This is a genomic window from uncultured Sphingomonas sp., assembly GCF_964243315.1.
Taxonomy (GTDB): Bacteria; Pseudomonadota; Alphaproteobacteria; order Sphingomonadales; family Sphingomonadaceae; genus Sphingomonas.
Window position 1 is genome coordinate 1 of record NZ_CAXTEM010000063.1, and the last position, 15,214, is coordinate 15,214.

Genomic DNA, 15,214 nt, shown 5'->3' on the forward strand with positions numbered 1-15,214 from the left:
ACTTCGCCGACGTCCGTTCGGTGATGCAGGAAATGGGCAAGGCGATGATGGGCACCGGCGAGGCGAGCGGCGACAACCGCGCGCTGGAAGCCGCGCAGAAGGCGATCGCCAACCCGCTTCTCGACGGCGTGTCGATGCAAGGCGCGAAGGGCGTGATCATCTCGATCACCGGCGGCGACGACATGCGCCTGCTCGAAGTCGACGAGGCCGCGAACCACATTCGCGATCTGGTCGATCCCGATGCCAACATCATCTGGGGTTCGGCGTTCAACCCCGAGCTTGAGGGCAAGATCCGCGTATCGGTCGTGGCGACCGGCATCGATGCCGACGCGCGCGCGAGCACGCCGATTCCGGCGCCGGAGACGTCGCGCAGCTTCAGCTTCGGCATGGGCCGCAAGACCGACGAGCCGGTGTCGTTCCGGCCGACCGAAGCGACCGCACCGGTCGCTGCGCCGGTAGCGGCTCCCGCCGAGCCGGCACCCCAACCTGTCGCTACGGCTGCCGTTGCCGAGGAGCCTTTGGACCTGACCGCGGGTGACGCGATCGAGTCCGATGCCGCTCCGCAGGCCGCCGACGCATCGAACGAGGAACTGGTGCTCGGCGCCGAGACGATCGTGTCGCAGCCGCCGCGTACCTTCGCGGACGAGCCGTTCGGCAAGGCAAGCCCGGCGGCGCTGCCCGCGGGTGAAGAGGGCGCGGGTCGCCGTCGCTGGCTGAGCCCCGGCAACGAGGTTCCGGCCGCCGAAGCCGAGCCTGCTGCGCAGCCGCGCGTCAAGCTCGGCGGCACCTTGTTCGAGCGCATGTCGAACGCGGCACGTGGCGCATCGCGCGACGATGCCGAGGACGATGCGAAGGAGCCGCTGGATATCCCGCGGTTCTTGCATCGGCAGAACAACCAGTAGGGTTGGGTTAGGGGTCGCTTGGCAGCGACACCTTCGCGATCCGATCGTCATCTGCGCAGCCGTGTCCCCGCGCAGGCGGGGACCCAGGGCCAAGCAAGACAAGTCGCTGCTTCTCTCGGGGCCCTGGGCTCCCGCTTTCGCGGGAGAACAGGAAGGTGTTCCGCAGCGGTCACGCGATCGTGGGAGCACCAAGTAGCTTCGCCTTCGTGCATCACCTTGCTGCACCACCCCGGCGAAGGCCGGGGCCCAGTAGGGGATAGAAGGTAACGACGTGCATCCGGCTTTACAGAGGCCTGTCTACCTGGGCCCCGGCCTTCGCCGGGGTGGTGTCAGGAGGGGGTGGTGGCCCAGCTCCAGACACCGGCGTAGATGCCGATCCCGACTGTCCACTCTCACCCCCACCCTGATTTCATCGTCGGCAAAGGCCCGTCCGGCGCGGTGTGCGTTGTGGGGCATTGCCGATGATCGTCGTTGCGCTCTAGGGATCGCAGTCTGATGCGTGCCTCCATTTTCCTTTTCCTTGCTGCTGCCACCCTCCACCAGCCGCTGCTGGCGCAGGCGGTCGTGCAGCCGTTGCCGGGCACGACGGCGGGGGACCGGCTGGCCGACCGGATGCGGGCGCTTGGGGCTAATCCCAACGATCTCAATGCGTTGATCGCGGCGGGCGAATTGTCGCTGGAGCTGGACGACCTCAGCGCGGCGGCGGCGCTGTTCGCGCGGGCCGACAAGATCAACGGCCGTCAGGCGCGCGTGAAGGGCGGGATGGGGTCGATCCTGGTGCGGTCGGAGAGACCGGGCGAAGCGCTGCGGTATTTCGCCCTCGCGGACAGCTATGGGATCGATCCGCAGCGGATCGCGTCGGATCGCGGGCTCGCCTATGACCTGATCGGCGAGCAGGAGCGGGCTCAGCGCGAATATCGGATGGCGCTGAAGAGCCAATATGGCGATCAGGCCGATCGCGACGAGGCGGCGCGTCGTTATGCCTTGTCGCTCGGCATCTCGGGGCGCGAGGCGCAGGCGCTGGGGGTGATTGATCCGCTGCTCCGTAAGCAGGATCGCGGCGCCTGGCGCGCGCGCGCCTTCGTGCTGGCGATGAACGGCAAGGGGCCGGAAGCGACGCGGATCGCGACGACGACGCTGCCGTCGGGGATGGCGCAGGGACTGCAGCCGTTCTTCGACCGACTGCCGACGTTGCCCGCCATCGACCGCGCGTTTGCAGTGCATTTCGGCGAGGTGCACACCACGCCCGAGCGGATCGTGGACCGCGGCATGGCACCGCGGCTGACCCCGCTGGCACCCGAGCCGGGCACGCTGACGCGCGTCGCGGTCGCGCAGACCGCACCGGTGCCGAAGGTCAACACGGCGTCGCGCGGGCGGAACCGGCCGTCTGCCGTCGTTGCGGCAGCGCCGACGACGGTCGCCGCCGCGCCGCCGAGCGCTGCGACGGTGCAGCCGACGCCCGCTGCTTCCCCGCCGCCGCGGATCGCGACGCCGACGCAGGTTGCCAGCGTGCAGCCGCGCGCCGTGGTGCCCACACCGCGTGCGGTTCCGTCGACGCCAGTCGCGACGGTCCAGCCTTCGCCCGCGCCGTCAGTGCCGACGACGGCGGCGCCCCAACCCCGACCGACCGTGCCGACGGCGGCTGCGGTGGTCACCGCCTCCGCTCCGACCGTCGTCACGCCAACGGCGCCCGCGACGTTCGCTGCTACGAGCGCGGCGGCGCCCGCGCCGACGACCCTGGCGGCCACGTCGATCACTGCTGCGAAGGCGCTGCGGACCAGCGAGGATTCGATCCTGGCGCGGATCATCGCCGGTCTGTCGATCCCCGCGTCGGAACTCGACGTCGCGCCGTTCATCCCCGCTACTCCGCCCCGCAAGACCCCGCCGCCGGTCAGCGCCGCGCAGGTTGTCGCGGAGGCACGGGCGAAGGAAGCCCGCGACGTGGCCGCGCAGGTGGTCGCGGAGAAGGCGCTCGCGGAGAAGCGGGCGGCGGAGGTCAAGCTCGCGGAAAAACGGGTAGCGGACAAGAAGCTGGCCGACCGGAAGGCGGTCACCGACAAGAAGGCGCTCGCGGCCAAGAAGCTGGCAGACGCAAAGGCAGCGGCCGAGGCGAAGGAGGCGGCAGCGGCGAAGAAGGCGGCGCGTGCCAACCCGCCACGGATCTGGGTGCAGGTCGCTGGCGGCGCCAACGAGGGCGATCTCGCCAAGGCTTGGTCGTCGGTGAAGGCGAAGGCGCCGGCGGTGTTCGCGGGCAAGCAGGCGTGGACGACGCCGCTACGCGCCACCAACCGCGTGCTAGCAGGCCCGTTCAAGACCGATGCCGAGGCGCGCGGCTTCGTCAATCAACTCGGCAAGAAGGGTGTTTCCGCCTTCACCTTCGAAAGCGACCAGGGTCAGGCCGTGACGAGGCTGCCGGGCAAGTGAGCGCCCGCGCGCCCTGGGCTTCGGACCCGGCGCGCAGCAAAGGACGGCTTCACGAGGAACAAAGCGGGTCCGAGCGCGGCCCGCGCGATGCGTTCCAGCGCGACCGCGACCGGATCATCCATTCGATCAGCTTTCGGCGACTGCGCCACAAGACGCAGGTCTTCATGGCGCCCGACGGCGACCATTTCCGGGTGCGGCTGACGCATAGCCTGGAGGTCGCGCAGATCGGGCGGACGATCGCGCGGGTGCTCGGGCTCAACGAGGACCTTACCGAGGCGCTGTGTCTCGCGCACGATATCGGGCATCCGCCGTTCGGACATGCGGGCGAGGATGCGCTGAAGGCGGCGTTGGCGGGAGCGGGCGGGTTCGACCACAATGGCCACACGCTGCGGGCGCTGACTGCGATCGAGCGGCCCTATCCGCGCTGGGACGGGCTCAACCTGACTTGGGAGACGCTCGAGGGGCTCGCCAAGCATAACGGACCGGTGCGCCACCCCGGCTGGGCGCTGGCGGAGGCCGACGCGCTGTTCCCGCTGGCGCTGACCAGCTGGCCGAGCCTGGAGGCGCAGGTCGCGGCGATCGCGGACGACATCGCGTACGACAATCACGACATCGACGACGGTTTGCGGGCTGGGCTGCTGACGATGGAGCAGTTGATGGCGGTGCCGGTGGTCGCGCGCAACTGGGCGGCGGCACGGGCGCGGTTTCCCGATGTCGCGGAGCGTCGGTTGTCGGGCGAGCTGGTCCGCGGGCAGATCGGCTATATGGTCAACGACCTGATCGAGGAGACGCGCGCGCGCGTGCTCGCGGCGGGGGTGGGCAGCGCCGACGACGTACGGGCGGCAGGAATGGCGCTAGCGGGGTTCTCGGCGCACCTGCGCGAGGAGGAGCGCGATCTCAAGCGCTTCATGTACGCCAATCTCTATCATCATCCGCACCAGTTGGCGGCGGCGGCGGCGGCGCACGGCATCGTCACCGGGCTGTTCGCGGCCTATCGCGCGGAGCCTTGCGCGATGTCGGGCGAGTGGCGCGAGCAAATGCCCGAGGGGGAGCCCGCGCGCGATCGGCACATCGCGGACTTCATCGCGGGGATGACCGACCGGTACGCGATCTCGCGCTACCGGGAGCTGGTCGGGCCGATCGACTTGCCCGAGGGGTTTTGAGGGGCGGGTGCGCTCCGGTTGAACAGGTCGATATGGCTGACTGACGAAGCGCACCGGAAAGTGTGCTCCCGCGAAGGCGGGAGCCCAGTACTGGGTCCCCGCCTTCGCGGGGACACATGGTGGACGGGTGACCGTCTAAGTCGTTGGCTGTCCCGTCCGACGGACGAGGACGGCCAGCTTAGCGCGTGGCGACTTCCACCGCGCCCTGCGCGCCGTGGGCGTCGGCGAGCGGGAACTCGACGGGAACGCCGCCCGACATGCCCGACACGCGGTTGTCGCGGACGACGAGGTGGAAGGCCGAGCCCGAGGGGAAGCGGCGGCCGTCGATGACCTGGCGCTTGCCGTCCTGCTTCGACGTGTAGACGTAGGTCATGCCGTCATGCGTGAAGCGCTGCGTGTTCTCGGCGGCCATGCCGATGGTCGAGGTGAGCGCGGCAGCAACTGCGGCGACGATGGTGAAGGTCTTGCGCATGATGATCTCCGCTTGCTGGTGAGCCGAAGCCCGTTGATCCTGCGTAACGACTATTGCGATGCAGCATAGGTTGCAAATGCAAACCTATCTCGTCTGGATGCGTTTGACGCAAGAGCATGCCGACACGATAGACGAGCCCGGGTCACGAGTTGTGGCTCCCCGGGAGGCGTGGCGATGCCGGAAGGCGTATCGATACGACGATTGCTGGTGCTGCTGCTGGTCGTGGTGCTGGGCTGGGGCGTCGGGCAGGTAGTCGGTCGCGCCCGTCCGGCCGGCAGCGATGTCGGCGATCGTGCCGCGGTGCAGGCGGCGCTGCGGGACCGAACTGCACCCCGTGTCGAGGTTGCGGCGCCGACGCTGACGCTGGTGGTGTTCACCGATTATCTCTGCCCGGCTTGTCGGGCGACGGACCCGGCTATGGCGGCGGCGATCGCACGCGATGGGCATGTGCGGACGGTGTATCGCGACTTCCCGATTTTCGGGCCGGTCGCGGAGAATGCGGCGCGGGTGGCGGTCGCGGCGGATCGGCAGGGCATCTATGCGGCGCTCCATCGTTGGCTGATGGCGGAGCGCAGGCCGCTCGACGATGCGGTGCTCCGCGCGGCGGTGGAAGCGGCGGGCGGCGATTGGGCGTTGCTGCAGCGCGATCGCCGAGTGCATGCCGCTGCGATCGAGGCGCAACTCGCGATCACGCGCGAGCAGGCGGCGGCGATCGGCATCACCGGCACGCCGAGCTATCTGGCCGGGCCGATCCTCGCGGTGGGGGGACGCGACGAGGCGGGTTTCGCGAAGCTGTTCGCCGACGGTCGCGCCGCCGCGGCACGTGAGTGATGCCGTTTGAGTGGAACCGGCGCTTGGGCTAGAGCGCGCGGCTTGCCATTCGGACGACCAACATGACGCTTTATACCCGCTTTGCCGCGCATCTGGATGCGGCGCTCGATCACCTCGTCGCCGCCGGGACGCTGCCCGAGGGGCTCGACCGCCGCAACGTCACGGTCGAGCCGCCGCGCGACGCCAGCCATGGCGATCTCGCGACCAACGCCGCGATGGTGCTCGCCAAGCCCGCGCGCACCAATCCGCGGGCGTTGGCCGAGGCGCTGGTCGCGCAGCTCGGCGCTCTGGACGAGGTCGCGGAGGTCTCGGTCGCAGGGCCGGGCTTCATCAACATGCGGCTGGCGGACGCGAGCTGGCGGGGCGAGCTGGAGGCGATCGCCGCCGCGGGCGACGATTACGGGCGGTCGAGCAGCGGCGCGGGCGTCACGGTCAACATCGAGTATGTCTCTGCCAATCCCACGGGGCCGATGCACATGGGGCATTGCCGCGGTGCCGTGGTCGGGGACGCGCTCGCCAGCCTGCTCGAATATGCCGGGCACAAGGTGATTCGGGAATATTATGTCAACGACGCGGGCGGGCAGGTCGATACACTCGCGCGGTCGGTGCACCTGCGGTATCGCGAGGCGCTGGGCGAAGATGTCGGCGCGATCCCCGAGGGGCTGTATCCGGGTGATTATCTCGTCCTGGTCGGACAGGAGCTTGCCAAAGAATTTGGCGACCGGTTCGTCGGCGCGGCCGAGGGCGAGTGGCTGGTGCTGTTCCGGACCCGCGCGGTCGCGGCGATGCTGGTGATGATCCGCGAGGATCTGGCGCTGCTGGGTATCCACCACGACCTGTTCGCGTCGGAGGCCGAGTTGCAGGCGGCGGGCAAGCCGGAGGCCGCGGAAGCGGAGTTGCGCGCGCGCGATCTCGTTTATGACGGCGTGCTCGAAGCACCCAAGGGCGAGGCGGCGGACGATTGGGAGCCGGTCGAGCTGCCGCTATTCCGATCCTCGCAGTTCGGCGACGATCAGGATCGCCCGATCAAGAAGTCGAACGGGCAGTGGACGTATTTCGGCGCCGATCTCGCCTATCATTACCAGAAGAGCCAGAGCGCGGACCAGCTGATCGACATCTGGGGCGCGGACCATGCCGGCACGGTGAAGCGGATCGTCGCGGCGGTGGCGGCGCTGACCGGGGGCAAGACGCGGTTCGACGTCAAGCTGGTGCAGATGGTGCGGCTGCTGCGCGACGGCGAGCCGGTCAAGATGTCGAAGCGGTCGGGCAATTTCGTGACGCTCGCCGATGTCGTGCGCGAAGTCGGCAAGGACGTGGTGCGGTTCACGATGCTGACGCGCCGGTCGGACGCGCAGATGGACTTCGATTTCGCCAAGGTGGTCGAGGCGTCGAAGGACAATCCGGTGTTCTACGTCCAATATGCGCATGCGCGGATCGCGTCGCTGCACCGGCGCGCGGCGGAGGCCGGGATCGAAGTGGGTGCGGCCGATCTGTCCCGTCTTGATACGGAAGAGCTCGCGCTGGTGAAGCTGGCGGCGCAGTTCCCGCGGACTATCGAGACCGCGGCGCTGGCGCGCGAGCCGCACCGGATCGCCTTCTATCTCTACGACTTGGCGGCCGGTTTCCACGCCTTGTGGAACGTCGGCAACGATCGACCGGACCGCCGCTTCCTGGTGCCCGACGATGCGGACGCGACTCGTGCGCGTCTCGCCTTGGCGGCGGCGATCGGACAGATTATCCGTAACGGTCTCGCCATCATGGGGGTGGTGGCGGTTGCGGAGATGAATTGATGGCCCATGAGATGGACCTGCGCGAGGACGATCGCCTGCCGTGGCTCGAAACCGTCGAGCCGGAAGAGCAGGACGGCCCGTCGATCGGGCGTGTCGTCGCCGCGGTCATCCTCGGGCTGGTGGTGCTCGCCGCGATCATCTTCGGCATCTATCGCCTGCAACAGCGCCCCGCCGACAGCGATGGCGAACTGATTGCGGCACCCGCGGGCGCGTACAAGGTCAAGCCCGACGAGCCCGGCGGGCTGAAGGTCGACGGCGAAGGCGCCGCCGCAATCGCGACCAGCGCGGGCAAGTCGGGCAATGGCTCGATCGATCTCCAGGCGGTGCCGGAGCGTCCGGTCGAGGGGCGGCGGATCGCGCCGGCGGTGAAGCCGACGCCGGTCGGCGGCCGGAACGCCGTCGCGCAGGTGCCGAAATCGGGCGGCAAGCTGGTGGCGGCGGCGCCGGTGACGGTCGCACGTCCTGCAGCGACCGGATCGTCGGGCGGTGGCGCGGTGGTGCAGCTCGGCGCGTTCCCGAGCGAGGCGGCGGCGAACGCGGCGTGGACGCGCTTTTCCAAGCGCTTCGCGTATCTGTCGACGCTGGGGCAGTCGGTCCAGCCGGTCGCGACCGGGGGCAAGACGCTCTATCGCTTGCGGGTGAACGCGGGCAGCGCGAACCAGGCGGCGGATATCTGCGGCCGGCTGCGCGTGGCGGGCGAGAGCTGTTTCATCGCGAGTTGAGCGGCGATCGCCGCGGACGCATGACGTCGGCGAGCGAAATGGCTAACAGGGCGGCATGAAGCCCGTCATCTTTGGCCTGTCCGGTCTTGCGCTCACCGCCGACGAGCGCGCGTTCTTTGCCGAGGCGGATCCGCTCGGTTACATCTTGTTCAAGCGCAACGTCGAGGATCGTGCACAGCTTCGCGCGCTGACCGATTCGTTGCGGGCGCTGTCAGGGCGTGACGACGTTCCGATCCTGATCGACCAGGAAGGCGGGCGGGTGGCGCGGATGCAGCCGCCGCATTGGCCGGCGTTTCCGGCGGGGCCGGCGTTTGATGCGCTGTACGACATCGCGCCGATGTCCGCGATCCAGGCGGCGGCGGCGAACGCGCAGGCGCTGGGGCTGATGCTGTCGGAGGTGGGGATCAACGTCGATTGCCTGCCGTTGCTCGACGTCGTCCAGCCCGACACCACCGAGGCGATCACGATCCGCGCCTATGGCAGCGAGCCCATGCGGGTCGCGGCGATGGGCCGGGCGACGATCGACGGATTGCGCACGGGCGGCGTGGTGGGCGTGGTCAAGCACATGCCGGGGCACGGCCGCGCGGTCGTCGATACGCACCACCATCTGCCGACCGTGACCGCGAGCGACGCCGAGCTGGAGATCGACATCGAGCCGTTCCGCACGCTCGCTGCCGCGCCGATGGGGATGACGTCGCACATCGTCTTCGAGGCGTGGGACCGCGCGCTGCCGGCGACGCTGTCCGCGACGGTGATCGAGGAGGTGATCAGGGGGCGGATCGGGTTCGACGGGCTGCTGATGACCGACGATATCGACATGAAGGCGCTGTCGGGCAGCGCGGGCGACAAGGCCGCGGGCGCGATCGCGGCGGGGTGCGACGTGGTGCTCGATTGCTGGGCGCGGATGAACGAGATGGTCGATATTGCGGGTCGGCTCGGCGAGATCGCGCCGGTGTCGCGGGCGCGGCTCGATCGGGCGATGGCGACGATCGGAACGCCCGAGGGCGACTTCGCGGAGCTGGTCGCCAAACGCGATGCGCTGCTGGCGCTGGTGTGACCGACGACGACACGCTGACGCTGGAGATCGACGGCTGGGAAGGGCCGCTAGACCTGCTGCTGTCGCTGGCACGGTCGCAGAAGGTCGACCTGCGGCAGATATCGATCCTGGCGCTGGTCGAACAATATCTCGGCTTCATCGATCGCGCCGAGGCGCTTCGGCTCGATCTGGCGGCGGACTATCTGGTGATGGCGGCGTGGCTGGCGTACCTCAAGTCGGCGCTGCTGCTGCCCCGCGATCCGGCGGAAGATCCCGATCCCGAACTGCTTGCGCTGCGCCTGCAACGACGGCTCGAGCGGCTCGATGCGATGCGCGACGCCGGCGCGCGATTGATAGCGCGTGATCGGGTCGGTCGCGACGTGTTCGTGCGGGGCGCGCCGGAGGGGCTGCGAACGGTGCGTACGGCGCATTGGCAGGCGGAGATCTACGACCTGATCGCGGCCTACGGCAGGATCAGCGCGCGGACGCGGCCGGTGATGCACGTCGTCGCCGATCGCGAGGTGATGACGCTCGACGCCGCGCTCCAGCGGGTGTCGGCGATGGTCGGCGAGCGGATCGACTGGCGTGTGATCGGCAGTTTCCTGCCGCCCGGGGCCGAAGGGCGGTTGCGGCGGTCGGCGCTGGCGTCGAGCTTCGTGGCGGCGCTGGAGCTGGCTCGACAGGGGCGGATCGAGCTGCGCCAGCAAGAGGCGTTCGCGCCGCTCTATCTGCGCGCGCTGCCGTGACACCGCCCGACGATCTGGTCCGCGCGGTGGAGGCGGTGCTGTTCGCGGCGGAGGAGCCGCTGACGATCGATGCGATCCGCGCGCATGTCGGGGTGGGCGAGGTTCGCGGCGCGATCGCGACGTTGACCGCGGCTTATGCGGGGCGGGGCGTCGAGCTGGTGCGGCGGGGCGACCGCTATCAGTTCCAGACCGCGGGCGACCTGGCGCATCTGCTGCGCCGCGACCGGCACGAGCCGCGCAAGCTGAGCCGCGCGGGCATCGAGACGCTGGCGATCATCGCCTATCACGAGCCCGTCACCCGCGCCGAGATCGAGGCGATCCGCGGGGTGCAGATCTCGCGCGGGACGCTCGACGTGCTGCTCGAGGCGGGGTGGATCCGGCCGGCGGGACGGCGCGAGGTGCCCGGCCGGCCGCTGACCTTCGCGACGACCGCCGAGTTCCTGACCCATTTCGGGCTGGCGAGCCGTCGCGACCTGCCCGGTATCGACGATCTGCGCGCGGCGGGGATGCTGGACCCGGTCGATCTGGCCGACGAAGCGGCCGGACCGGCTTTGGAGGTGGAAAGTCCCGGCGAAGACGCCTAGATAGGTCGCATATTTAGGAGACGCGCCATGGGCAGTTTTAGCCCGATCCACCTTCTCGTCCTCGCCGTCGTCGCCATCCTGCTGCTTGGTGGCGGTCGCTTCTCGAGCCTGATGGGCGACGTCGCCAAGGGCGTGAAGAACTTCAAAAAGGGCATGGCCGAGCAGGACGACGACGTCACCGGCAAGCCGGCGGGGCGGATCGAGGCGAAGAAGACCGCCGATCCCGCATTCGATCGCGATGGCGAACGCGTCCGCGACGATCGCTGAGCCTGCGCTTCCGATCGCGGCCCGGGGCGATGCCTAGATTCTTTCCGTTGCGGCGTGCGCCGCGGCAGGGCGGTCGCTGATGTTCGACATCGCGCCGTCCGAGCTGTTGCTCGTCGCCTTCGTGGCGCTGATCGTGATCGGGCCGAAGGACCTGCCCAAGGCACTCCGCGTGGTCGGTTACTGGGTCGGCAAGGCGCGCGGCGTCGCACGGCAGTTCCGCCAGGGCTTCGACAGCATGGTTCGCGAGGCCGAGCTCGAAGAAATGGAGAAGCGCTGGGCTGCCGAGAACGAACGGATCATGCGCGAGCATCCGGCGAGCGACAGCGACGCGAGCGTGGAGCCGGTGGCCACGGCCCCCGATGACGGGACGCAGCCCGCGGTGATGGTCGAGCGCCCGCAGGTGGTGGAGGCCGAGGCGCATCCGGTGCCGGTCGACGAGCCTCACGCCGATCACCCCAAGCCGGACGTGGCGCCGTCATGAACGACATGACCGAAATCGACGAGAGCCGCGCACCATTGCTCGATCATCTGATCGAGCTGCGCCGGCGGTTGCTCTACTGCATCGCCGCGATCGGGGTCGCGTTCGCGATCGCGATGTATTTTGCGGAGGATATCTTCGCGTTCCTGGTCCAGCCGCTGCTCTATGCGGGCCAGAAGACGGTGATCTACACGCAGATCTTCGAAGCCTTTTTCGTGCAGGTGAAGGTCGGGTTCTTCGCGGCGATGATGTTGTCGTTCCCGATCATCGCCAACCAGCTGTGGCAGTTCGTCGCGCCTGGGCTGTACCGTAAGGAAAAGCGCGCGCTGCTGCCATTCATCCTCGCGACCCCGGTGCTGTTCACGATGGGCGCGGCGATGGCCTATTACATCGCGGTACCGATGGCGCTGCATTTCCTGCTCGGTTATTCGGGCGTGGTCGGCGGCGTCAATCGCGAGGCACTGCCCGCGATCGGCAATTACCTGTCGTTCATCATGCAGTTCCTGTTCGGCTTCGGGATCGCCTTCCTATTGCCGGTGCTGCTGATGCTGCTGGAACGGGCGGGGATCGTGACCCGGCAGCAGCTCGTCGCCGCACGTCGCTATGCGATCGTCGGCGCGTTCGCGATCGCCGCGGTGCTGACGCCCCCGGATATCGGGTCGCAGCTGCTGCTCGCGATCCCGCTGACGATTCTCTACGAGATGGCGCTGATCGGGATCTGGTTCACCGAACGAAAGCGGGCGCGCGAAGCCGCCAAGGAAGAAGTGATCGACGCCTGACCCTGGTGGAGGGGTTCAGATGCAACAAGGGCCTCCCGCGGTGTCGCGGAAGGCCCTTGCTACGACGGACCAGCTTACTTGCTGTCGTCGGCCGTCTTGGCGACGGTATCGCCTGCGGAGCCGACATCCTTGCCGATACCTTCCACGGTGTTGCAGCCGCTGACCAGGAGCGCGCCGGCGACGAGCGCCATTCCGAGAAATTTCCGCATGGTCCATCCTTTCGAAAACAGGGCAAAGTGCCGTGTTCGAAAATGATCCGGCGGGATAATCGTTCCGCTTGCGGATCGGCGTAGCGCGGTCGATCGATGGAGCCCAGATAAGTTAAAGGCCCGAAAACGTCACCGGGGGGGGAGGGTGGACGCCTTCGGGCCTATGTCGTGGATCGCGAGAGCGGGGGGGCATAAGGTCGCGATCCGAAGATGATAACCGCCGATGTCGCGCTGGGTTCCGAGGCCTGCGCAAGTTTTTTCGCGGTGCGGCGTTTTCGATCGCGGGGAGCGTTTCTTCGGATAGCGGTGCGGCAATAGAGGCGCCTAGTCGCGTCCGAGCACCGCTACTGCGATCTCGTAGGCGCCGACCAGCGGATCATGGTGGAGCGGCGAGCGGAGCTGGCGGGAGAGGCCTTCCATGACGCGGCCATAGCGGGTCGAGATCAGCGTGCGCAGTTCTTCGCTTTCGACGAAGGCGCGCGAGACGACGCGGAGCACCGCGCGCTTTTCGATCTCCGACGGCTTGATCGCGACGCGGATCTGCGCCGCCGGATCGCAGCTCATCGCGAGTTCCATCGACTCGGTGACCAGGAAGGCGACCGCGACCGCGACATCCTGCGTCACAAGGAACGGATCGACGTCCAGCGCGATCGAAACGCTCGATGCGCCCTCGGGCGCGGTGGCGCGGATGTTGGAAGACAGCTCGCCGATCACCGCGCGCAGGTTGAGCCCGCGATTCTCCTCCATCTCGGCGAAATGATTGCGGTGGACGACGGCGAGTGCATCAACGCGGCGCTGGATCGACGCATAGGCGGCGATCGCGTCGGCGCTGGGCGCGGCGCGGGCGTGGAAGTTGATCAGGCTGGAGATCACCTGAAGGTTGTTCTTCACGCGGTGGTGGACCTCGCGGGTCAGCTTGGTCTGGCGCACCAGGCCCTCGGCGAGACCCGCCTCGTGGAGCGCGACGGTGCGGCTGATGGCGCGGAAGGTGTCGCCGAGTTCGCGGATCTCCTGCGCGGGCAGCGCACGGACCTGGCCGGGATCGATCAACTCGCCGGGAACGTAGGCGGCGACGCTGGCGCGGAGCTGGCGGAGGGGGCGGATCAGCAGGCGATCGACGACGAACCAGCCGATCCCGGCGGCGGCGGCCCACATCAGCAGCGGCAGCAACATCGCGACGATCAGCGACGACGTGATCGGCGCGCTGCGGACGCTGGCGCGCAGGGCAAGGTCGCCGATGCCGATATCGGCGCTGGTGGTCTCCAGCCGGTCCAGCGGCCCGGCATTGTCGATCGTGCCAAGGACCAGTTCCTGATCGCGCACCACGATCGCGCTGCTGAAGCCGGTCGCGCGACTAGTGGGGGTGCCTAGTCTGGCGAGAAACCGCTGCGGGAAGAAGGCACGCGCGCTGGGCCCGTTGCGCTTGCCCGATACCGCTAGGACGAGCCCCCTGCGGGGCACGATCGCCGCGGCGATGGCCTGATCGGTCGGCAGGGCGACCGGAAGTGCGAAGCTTTCGCCGCATAGCAATCGACCCGACCGGTCGACCACTGCAAAGCGCGCGCCATCGATGGCCTGTTGCGCGAAGACGCCCTGAGCTCGGGCACAACTCGGGGCGTCGGCGGCATCCGCGCTGAGGGCGTTCACCGCGACGCGCAGCGCGGTCATGTCACCGATCAGCTCGATCGCGATCGCGCGCGCGCTTTCGTCGGCGGCGACGCGGAGCCGCGCCCGCGCTTCTTCGTCGGCGACACGGCTCGTCTGCAGCGTCGCGAAAATTGCGATCAGGGCCAGCGGGAGCAGGGCAGCGCTGAGAATAAGGAATAGCTTGGCGCCCGTCGTCAGCCGTGACGGGTGGCCGTGCGCTGGCCGGTTGTTCATCGTTGTTCCAGGCGCGGCGAGATCCGCGTTCATCGCGTTGCTAGGCGAGCTTGCTCAACAGGTCGAGCATCTCGTCCGGCACTTCTTCCTCGATCGTCTTCTGGTAAGCAGAACGTAGCGCCGAACCCATGTCGCGGTCCTTGCTTTGGACCCTGGCGGGGGATTTGGTCGGTGCCTTCTTGCTGTCCTTGTTGCTGGTCAATTCGAACGTTTCCCCTGGTGGCCCGGCGGTCCAGGCGAACGACGCAACGCATGCGACCACGCCCCAATGAACTTAGGCTGTCGCATAAAGGTGCCCGTGAAACCATATCGACGTTCGATGGTTCCGTTCGAGTGCTAAAATTCCGTCCTCCCGGGCGGAACCGCTATTTCGACGTAACCGTTGCACTGCGACCGGCCGCCGCGCAGACGGGGCACATCTATATCTCAGGGAGTGATCACGACCCATGTCGCTTGGACAGCAACTCGCACCGCATCTTCCATTCCTGCGGCGCTACGGCCGTGCACTCACCGGCAGCCAGACCCAGGGCGACAAATATGTTCGTGCCACGCTCGAGGCGATCGTCGCCGCGCCGGATGAATTCCCGCGCGACGTCGATCCGCGGCTGGGCCTGTACCGCATGTTCCAGGGGATCTGGGCGTCGGCCAATGCCAATGGTGCGGACGAGACCTCTGCCAGCGACATCGACGGCAACGAAGCGGTGGCGCGCGCGCGGCTGGCGCGGATGACGCCGCTGTCGCGGCAGGCGCTGCTGCTCACCGCGATGGAGGGCTTCACGCCAGAAGACGCGGCGTATCTGATCGAGGTCGATACCGACGAGGTCGACTCGCTGGTCGCCGAGGCGCTGGCGGAGATCGAGAAGCAGACCCGCGCCCGCGTGCTGATCATCGAGGACGAGCCGATCATCGCGATGGACATCGAGACGATCG

Annotated in this window: 16 protein-coding genes and 1 pseudogene; 13 read left to right on the forward strand and 4 right to left on the reverse strand. The window is 68.4% G+C overall.

Annotated features, from left to right (window positions below; all coding sequences use genetic code 11):
- From ACFE77_RS13970 to ACFE77_RS13980, 3 genes are all read left to right on the forward strand, one after another.
- Positions 1–902 (forward strand): cell division protein FtsZ (locus tag ACFE77_RS13970; protein ID WP_375422259.1); only part of this gene is annotated, 902 nt, incomplete at its 5' end.
- A gap of 495 nt (positions 903–1,397) precedes the next feature.
- Positions 1,398–3,326 (forward strand): SPOR domain-containing protein, encoded by a 1,929-nt coding sequence (locus ACFE77_RS13975; RefSeq protein ID WP_375422260.1) that lies wholly within the window; start codon positions 1,398–1,400, stop codon positions 3,324–3,326.
- The gene (locus tag ACFE77_RS13980) at positions 3,323–4,489 is read left to right on the forward strand and encodes a deoxyguanosinetriphosphate triphosphohydrolase (protein WP_375422261.1); all 1,167 of its coding nucleotides are present in this window, start codon (positions 3,323–3,325) and stop codon (positions 4,487–4,489) included. The genes ACFE77_RS13975 and ACFE77_RS13980 overlap by 4 nt, the downstream gene beginning before the upstream one ends.
- A 178-nt stretch (positions 4,490–4,667) precedes the next feature.
- Here ACFE77_RS13980 and ACFE77_RS13985 read toward each other — a convergent pair whose 3' ends face one another.
- Positions 4,668–4,961, reverse strand: coding sequence for a hypothetical protein (locus tag ACFE77_RS13985; protein ID WP_375422262.1), 294 nt, complete (start codon positions 4,959–4,961; stop codon positions 4,668–4,670).
- A 174-nt stretch (positions 4,962–5,135) separates the two neighbouring features.
- Between ACFE77_RS13985 and ACFE77_RS13990 the strand changes: the two genes are divergently transcribed.
- From ACFE77_RS13990 to tatC, 9 genes are all read left to right on the forward strand, one after another.
- Entirely contained in the window at positions 5,136–5,792 is a 657-nt protein-coding gene (locus ACFE77_RS13990; RefSeq protein ID WP_375422263.1) for a DsbA family protein, read from the forward strand.
- Between the two features lie 62 nt (positions 5,793–5,854).
- Positions 5,855–7,582 (forward strand): arginine--tRNA ligase, encoded by a 1,728-nt coding sequence (gene argS / locus ACFE77_RS13995; protein WP_375422264.1) that lies wholly within the window; start codon positions 5,855–5,857, stop codon positions 7,580–7,582.
- Complete coding sequence (locus tag ACFE77_RS14000) at positions 7,582–8,304, forward strand: SPOR domain-containing protein (RefSeq protein ID WP_375422265.1); 723 nt, start codon at positions 7,582–7,584, stop codon at positions 8,302–8,304. The genes argS and ACFE77_RS14000 overlap by 1 nt, the downstream gene beginning before the upstream one ends.
- Positions 8,305–8,359: 55 nt before the next feature.
- Positions 8,360–9,361 (forward strand): glycoside hydrolase family 3 N-terminal domain-containing protein, encoded by a 1,002-nt coding sequence (locus ACFE77_RS14005; RefSeq protein ID WP_375422266.1) that lies wholly within the window; start codon positions 8,360–8,362, stop codon positions 9,359–9,361.
- Complete coding sequence (locus tag ACFE77_RS14010; RefSeq protein ID WP_375422267.1) at positions 9,358–10,086, forward strand: segregation and condensation protein A; 729 nt, start codon at positions 9,358–9,360, stop codon at positions 10,084–10,086. Before ACFE77_RS14005 ends, ACFE77_RS14010 begins: the two co-directional genes overlap by 4 nt.
- A complete protein-coding gene (gene scpB / locus ACFE77_RS14015) occupies positions 10,083–10,670 on the forward strand; it encodes an SMC-Scp complex subunit ScpB (protein ID WP_375422268.1) in 588 nt (195 codons plus the stop codon). Before ACFE77_RS14010 ends, scpB begins: the two co-directional genes overlap by 4 nt.
- Positions 10,671–10,697: 27 nt before the next feature.
- Positions 10,698–10,937 (forward strand): twin-arginine translocase TatA/TatE family subunit, encoded by a 240-nt coding sequence (locus ACFE77_RS14020; protein ID WP_375422269.1) that lies wholly within the window; start codon positions 10,698–10,700, stop codon positions 10,935–10,937.
- A gap of 79 nt (positions 10,938–11,016) precedes the next feature.
- Positions 11,017–11,418: a Sec-independent protein translocase protein TatB gene (tatB, locus tag ACFE77_RS14025; RefSeq protein WP_375422270.1), complete on the forward strand. Its 402-nt coding sequence runs from the start codon at positions 11,017–11,019 to the stop codon at positions 11,416–11,418.
- 5 nt (positions 11,419–11,423) lie between these two features.
- Positions 11,424–12,194, forward strand: a complete 771-nt coding sequence (gene tatC, locus ACFE77_RS14030) for a twin-arginine translocase subunit TatC (protein ID WP_375422274.1) — start codon at positions 11,424–11,426, stop codon at positions 12,192–12,194.
- 74 nt (positions 12,195–12,268) lie between these two features.
- On the opposite strand, the gene ACFE77_RS14035 is transcribed toward tatC, so the two are convergent.
- The 3 genes from ACFE77_RS14035 to ACFE77_RS14045 all read right to left on the reverse strand — a co-directional run bounded on the left by ACFE77_RS14035 (position 12,269) and on the right by ACFE77_RS14045 (position 14,486).
- Complete coding sequence (locus ACFE77_RS14035; protein ID WP_375422271.1) at positions 12,269–12,403, reverse strand: entericidin EcnA/B family protein; 135 nt, start codon at positions 12,401–12,403, stop codon at positions 12,269–12,271.
- A 324-nt stretch (positions 12,404–12,727) separates the two neighbouring features.
- Positions 12,728–14,284 carry a sensor histidine kinase gene (locus ACFE77_RS14040; RefSeq protein ID WP_375422272.1) on the reverse strand — a complete coding sequence of 519 codons (1,557 nt, stop codon included), beginning with the start codon at positions 14,282–14,284 and terminating at the stop codon, positions 12,728–12,730.
- Between the two features lie 40 nt (positions 14,285–14,324).
- Positions 14,325–14,486 carry a NepR family anti-sigma factor gene (locus ACFE77_RS14045; protein WP_375422273.1) on the reverse strand — a complete coding sequence of 54 codons (162 nt, stop codon included), beginning with the start codon at positions 14,484–14,486 and terminating at the stop codon, positions 14,325–14,327.
- A 244-nt stretch (positions 14,487–14,730) separates the two neighbouring features.
- Between ACFE77_RS14045 and ACFE77_RS14050 the strand changes: the two are divergent.
- Positions 14,731–15,214 (forward strand): annotated as a pseudogene (locus ACFE77_RS14050) (response regulator); the annotation flags it as partial.

Bases quoted from the DNA above. Each gene is read 5' to 3' on its own strand.
- ACFE77_RS13975 (WP_375422260.1), top strand. From the start codon at position 1,398: ATGCGTGCCTCCATTTTCCTTTTCCTTGCTGCTGCCACCCTCCACCAG.
- ACFE77_RS13990 (WP_375422263.1), top strand. From the start codon at position 5,136: ATGCCGGAAGGCGTATCGATACGACGATTGCTGGTGCTGCTGCTGGTC.
- ACFE77_RS14000 (WP_375422265.1), top strand. From the start codon at position 7,582: ATGGCCCATGAGATGGACCTGCGCGAGGACGATCGCCTGCCGTGGCTC.
- ACFE77_RS14020 (WP_375422269.1), top strand. From the start codon at position 10,698: ATGGGCAGTTTTAGCCCGATCCACCTTCTCGTCCTCGCCGTCGTCGCC.
- ACFE77_RS14035 (WP_375422271.1), bottom strand. From the start codon at position 12,403: ATGCGGAAATTTCTCGGAATGGCGCTCGTCGCCGGCGCGCTCCTGGTC.
- tatC (WP_375422274.1), top strand. From the start codon at position 11,424: ATGACCGAAATCGACGAGAGCCGCGCACCATTGCTCGATCATCTGATC.
- ACFE77_RS13985 (WP_375422262.1), bottom strand. From the start codon at position 4,961: ATGCGCAAGACCTTCACCATCGTCGCCGCAGTTGCTGCCGCGCTCACC.
- tatB (WP_375422270.1), top strand. From the start codon at position 11,017: ATGTTCGACATCGCGCCGTCCGAGCTGTTGCTCGTCGCCTTCGTGGCG.
- ACFE77_RS14005 (WP_375422266.1), top strand. From the start codon at position 8,360: ATGAAGCCCGTCATCTTTGGCCTGTCCGGTCTTGCGCTCACCGCCGAC.
- argS (WP_375422264.1), top strand. From the start codon at position 5,855: ATGACGCTTTATACCCGCTTTGCCGCGCATCTGGATGCGGCGCTCGAT.
- ACFE77_RS14040 (WP_375422272.1), bottom strand. From the start codon at position 14,284: ATGAACAACCGGCCAGCGCACGGCCACCCGTCACGGCTGACGACGGGC.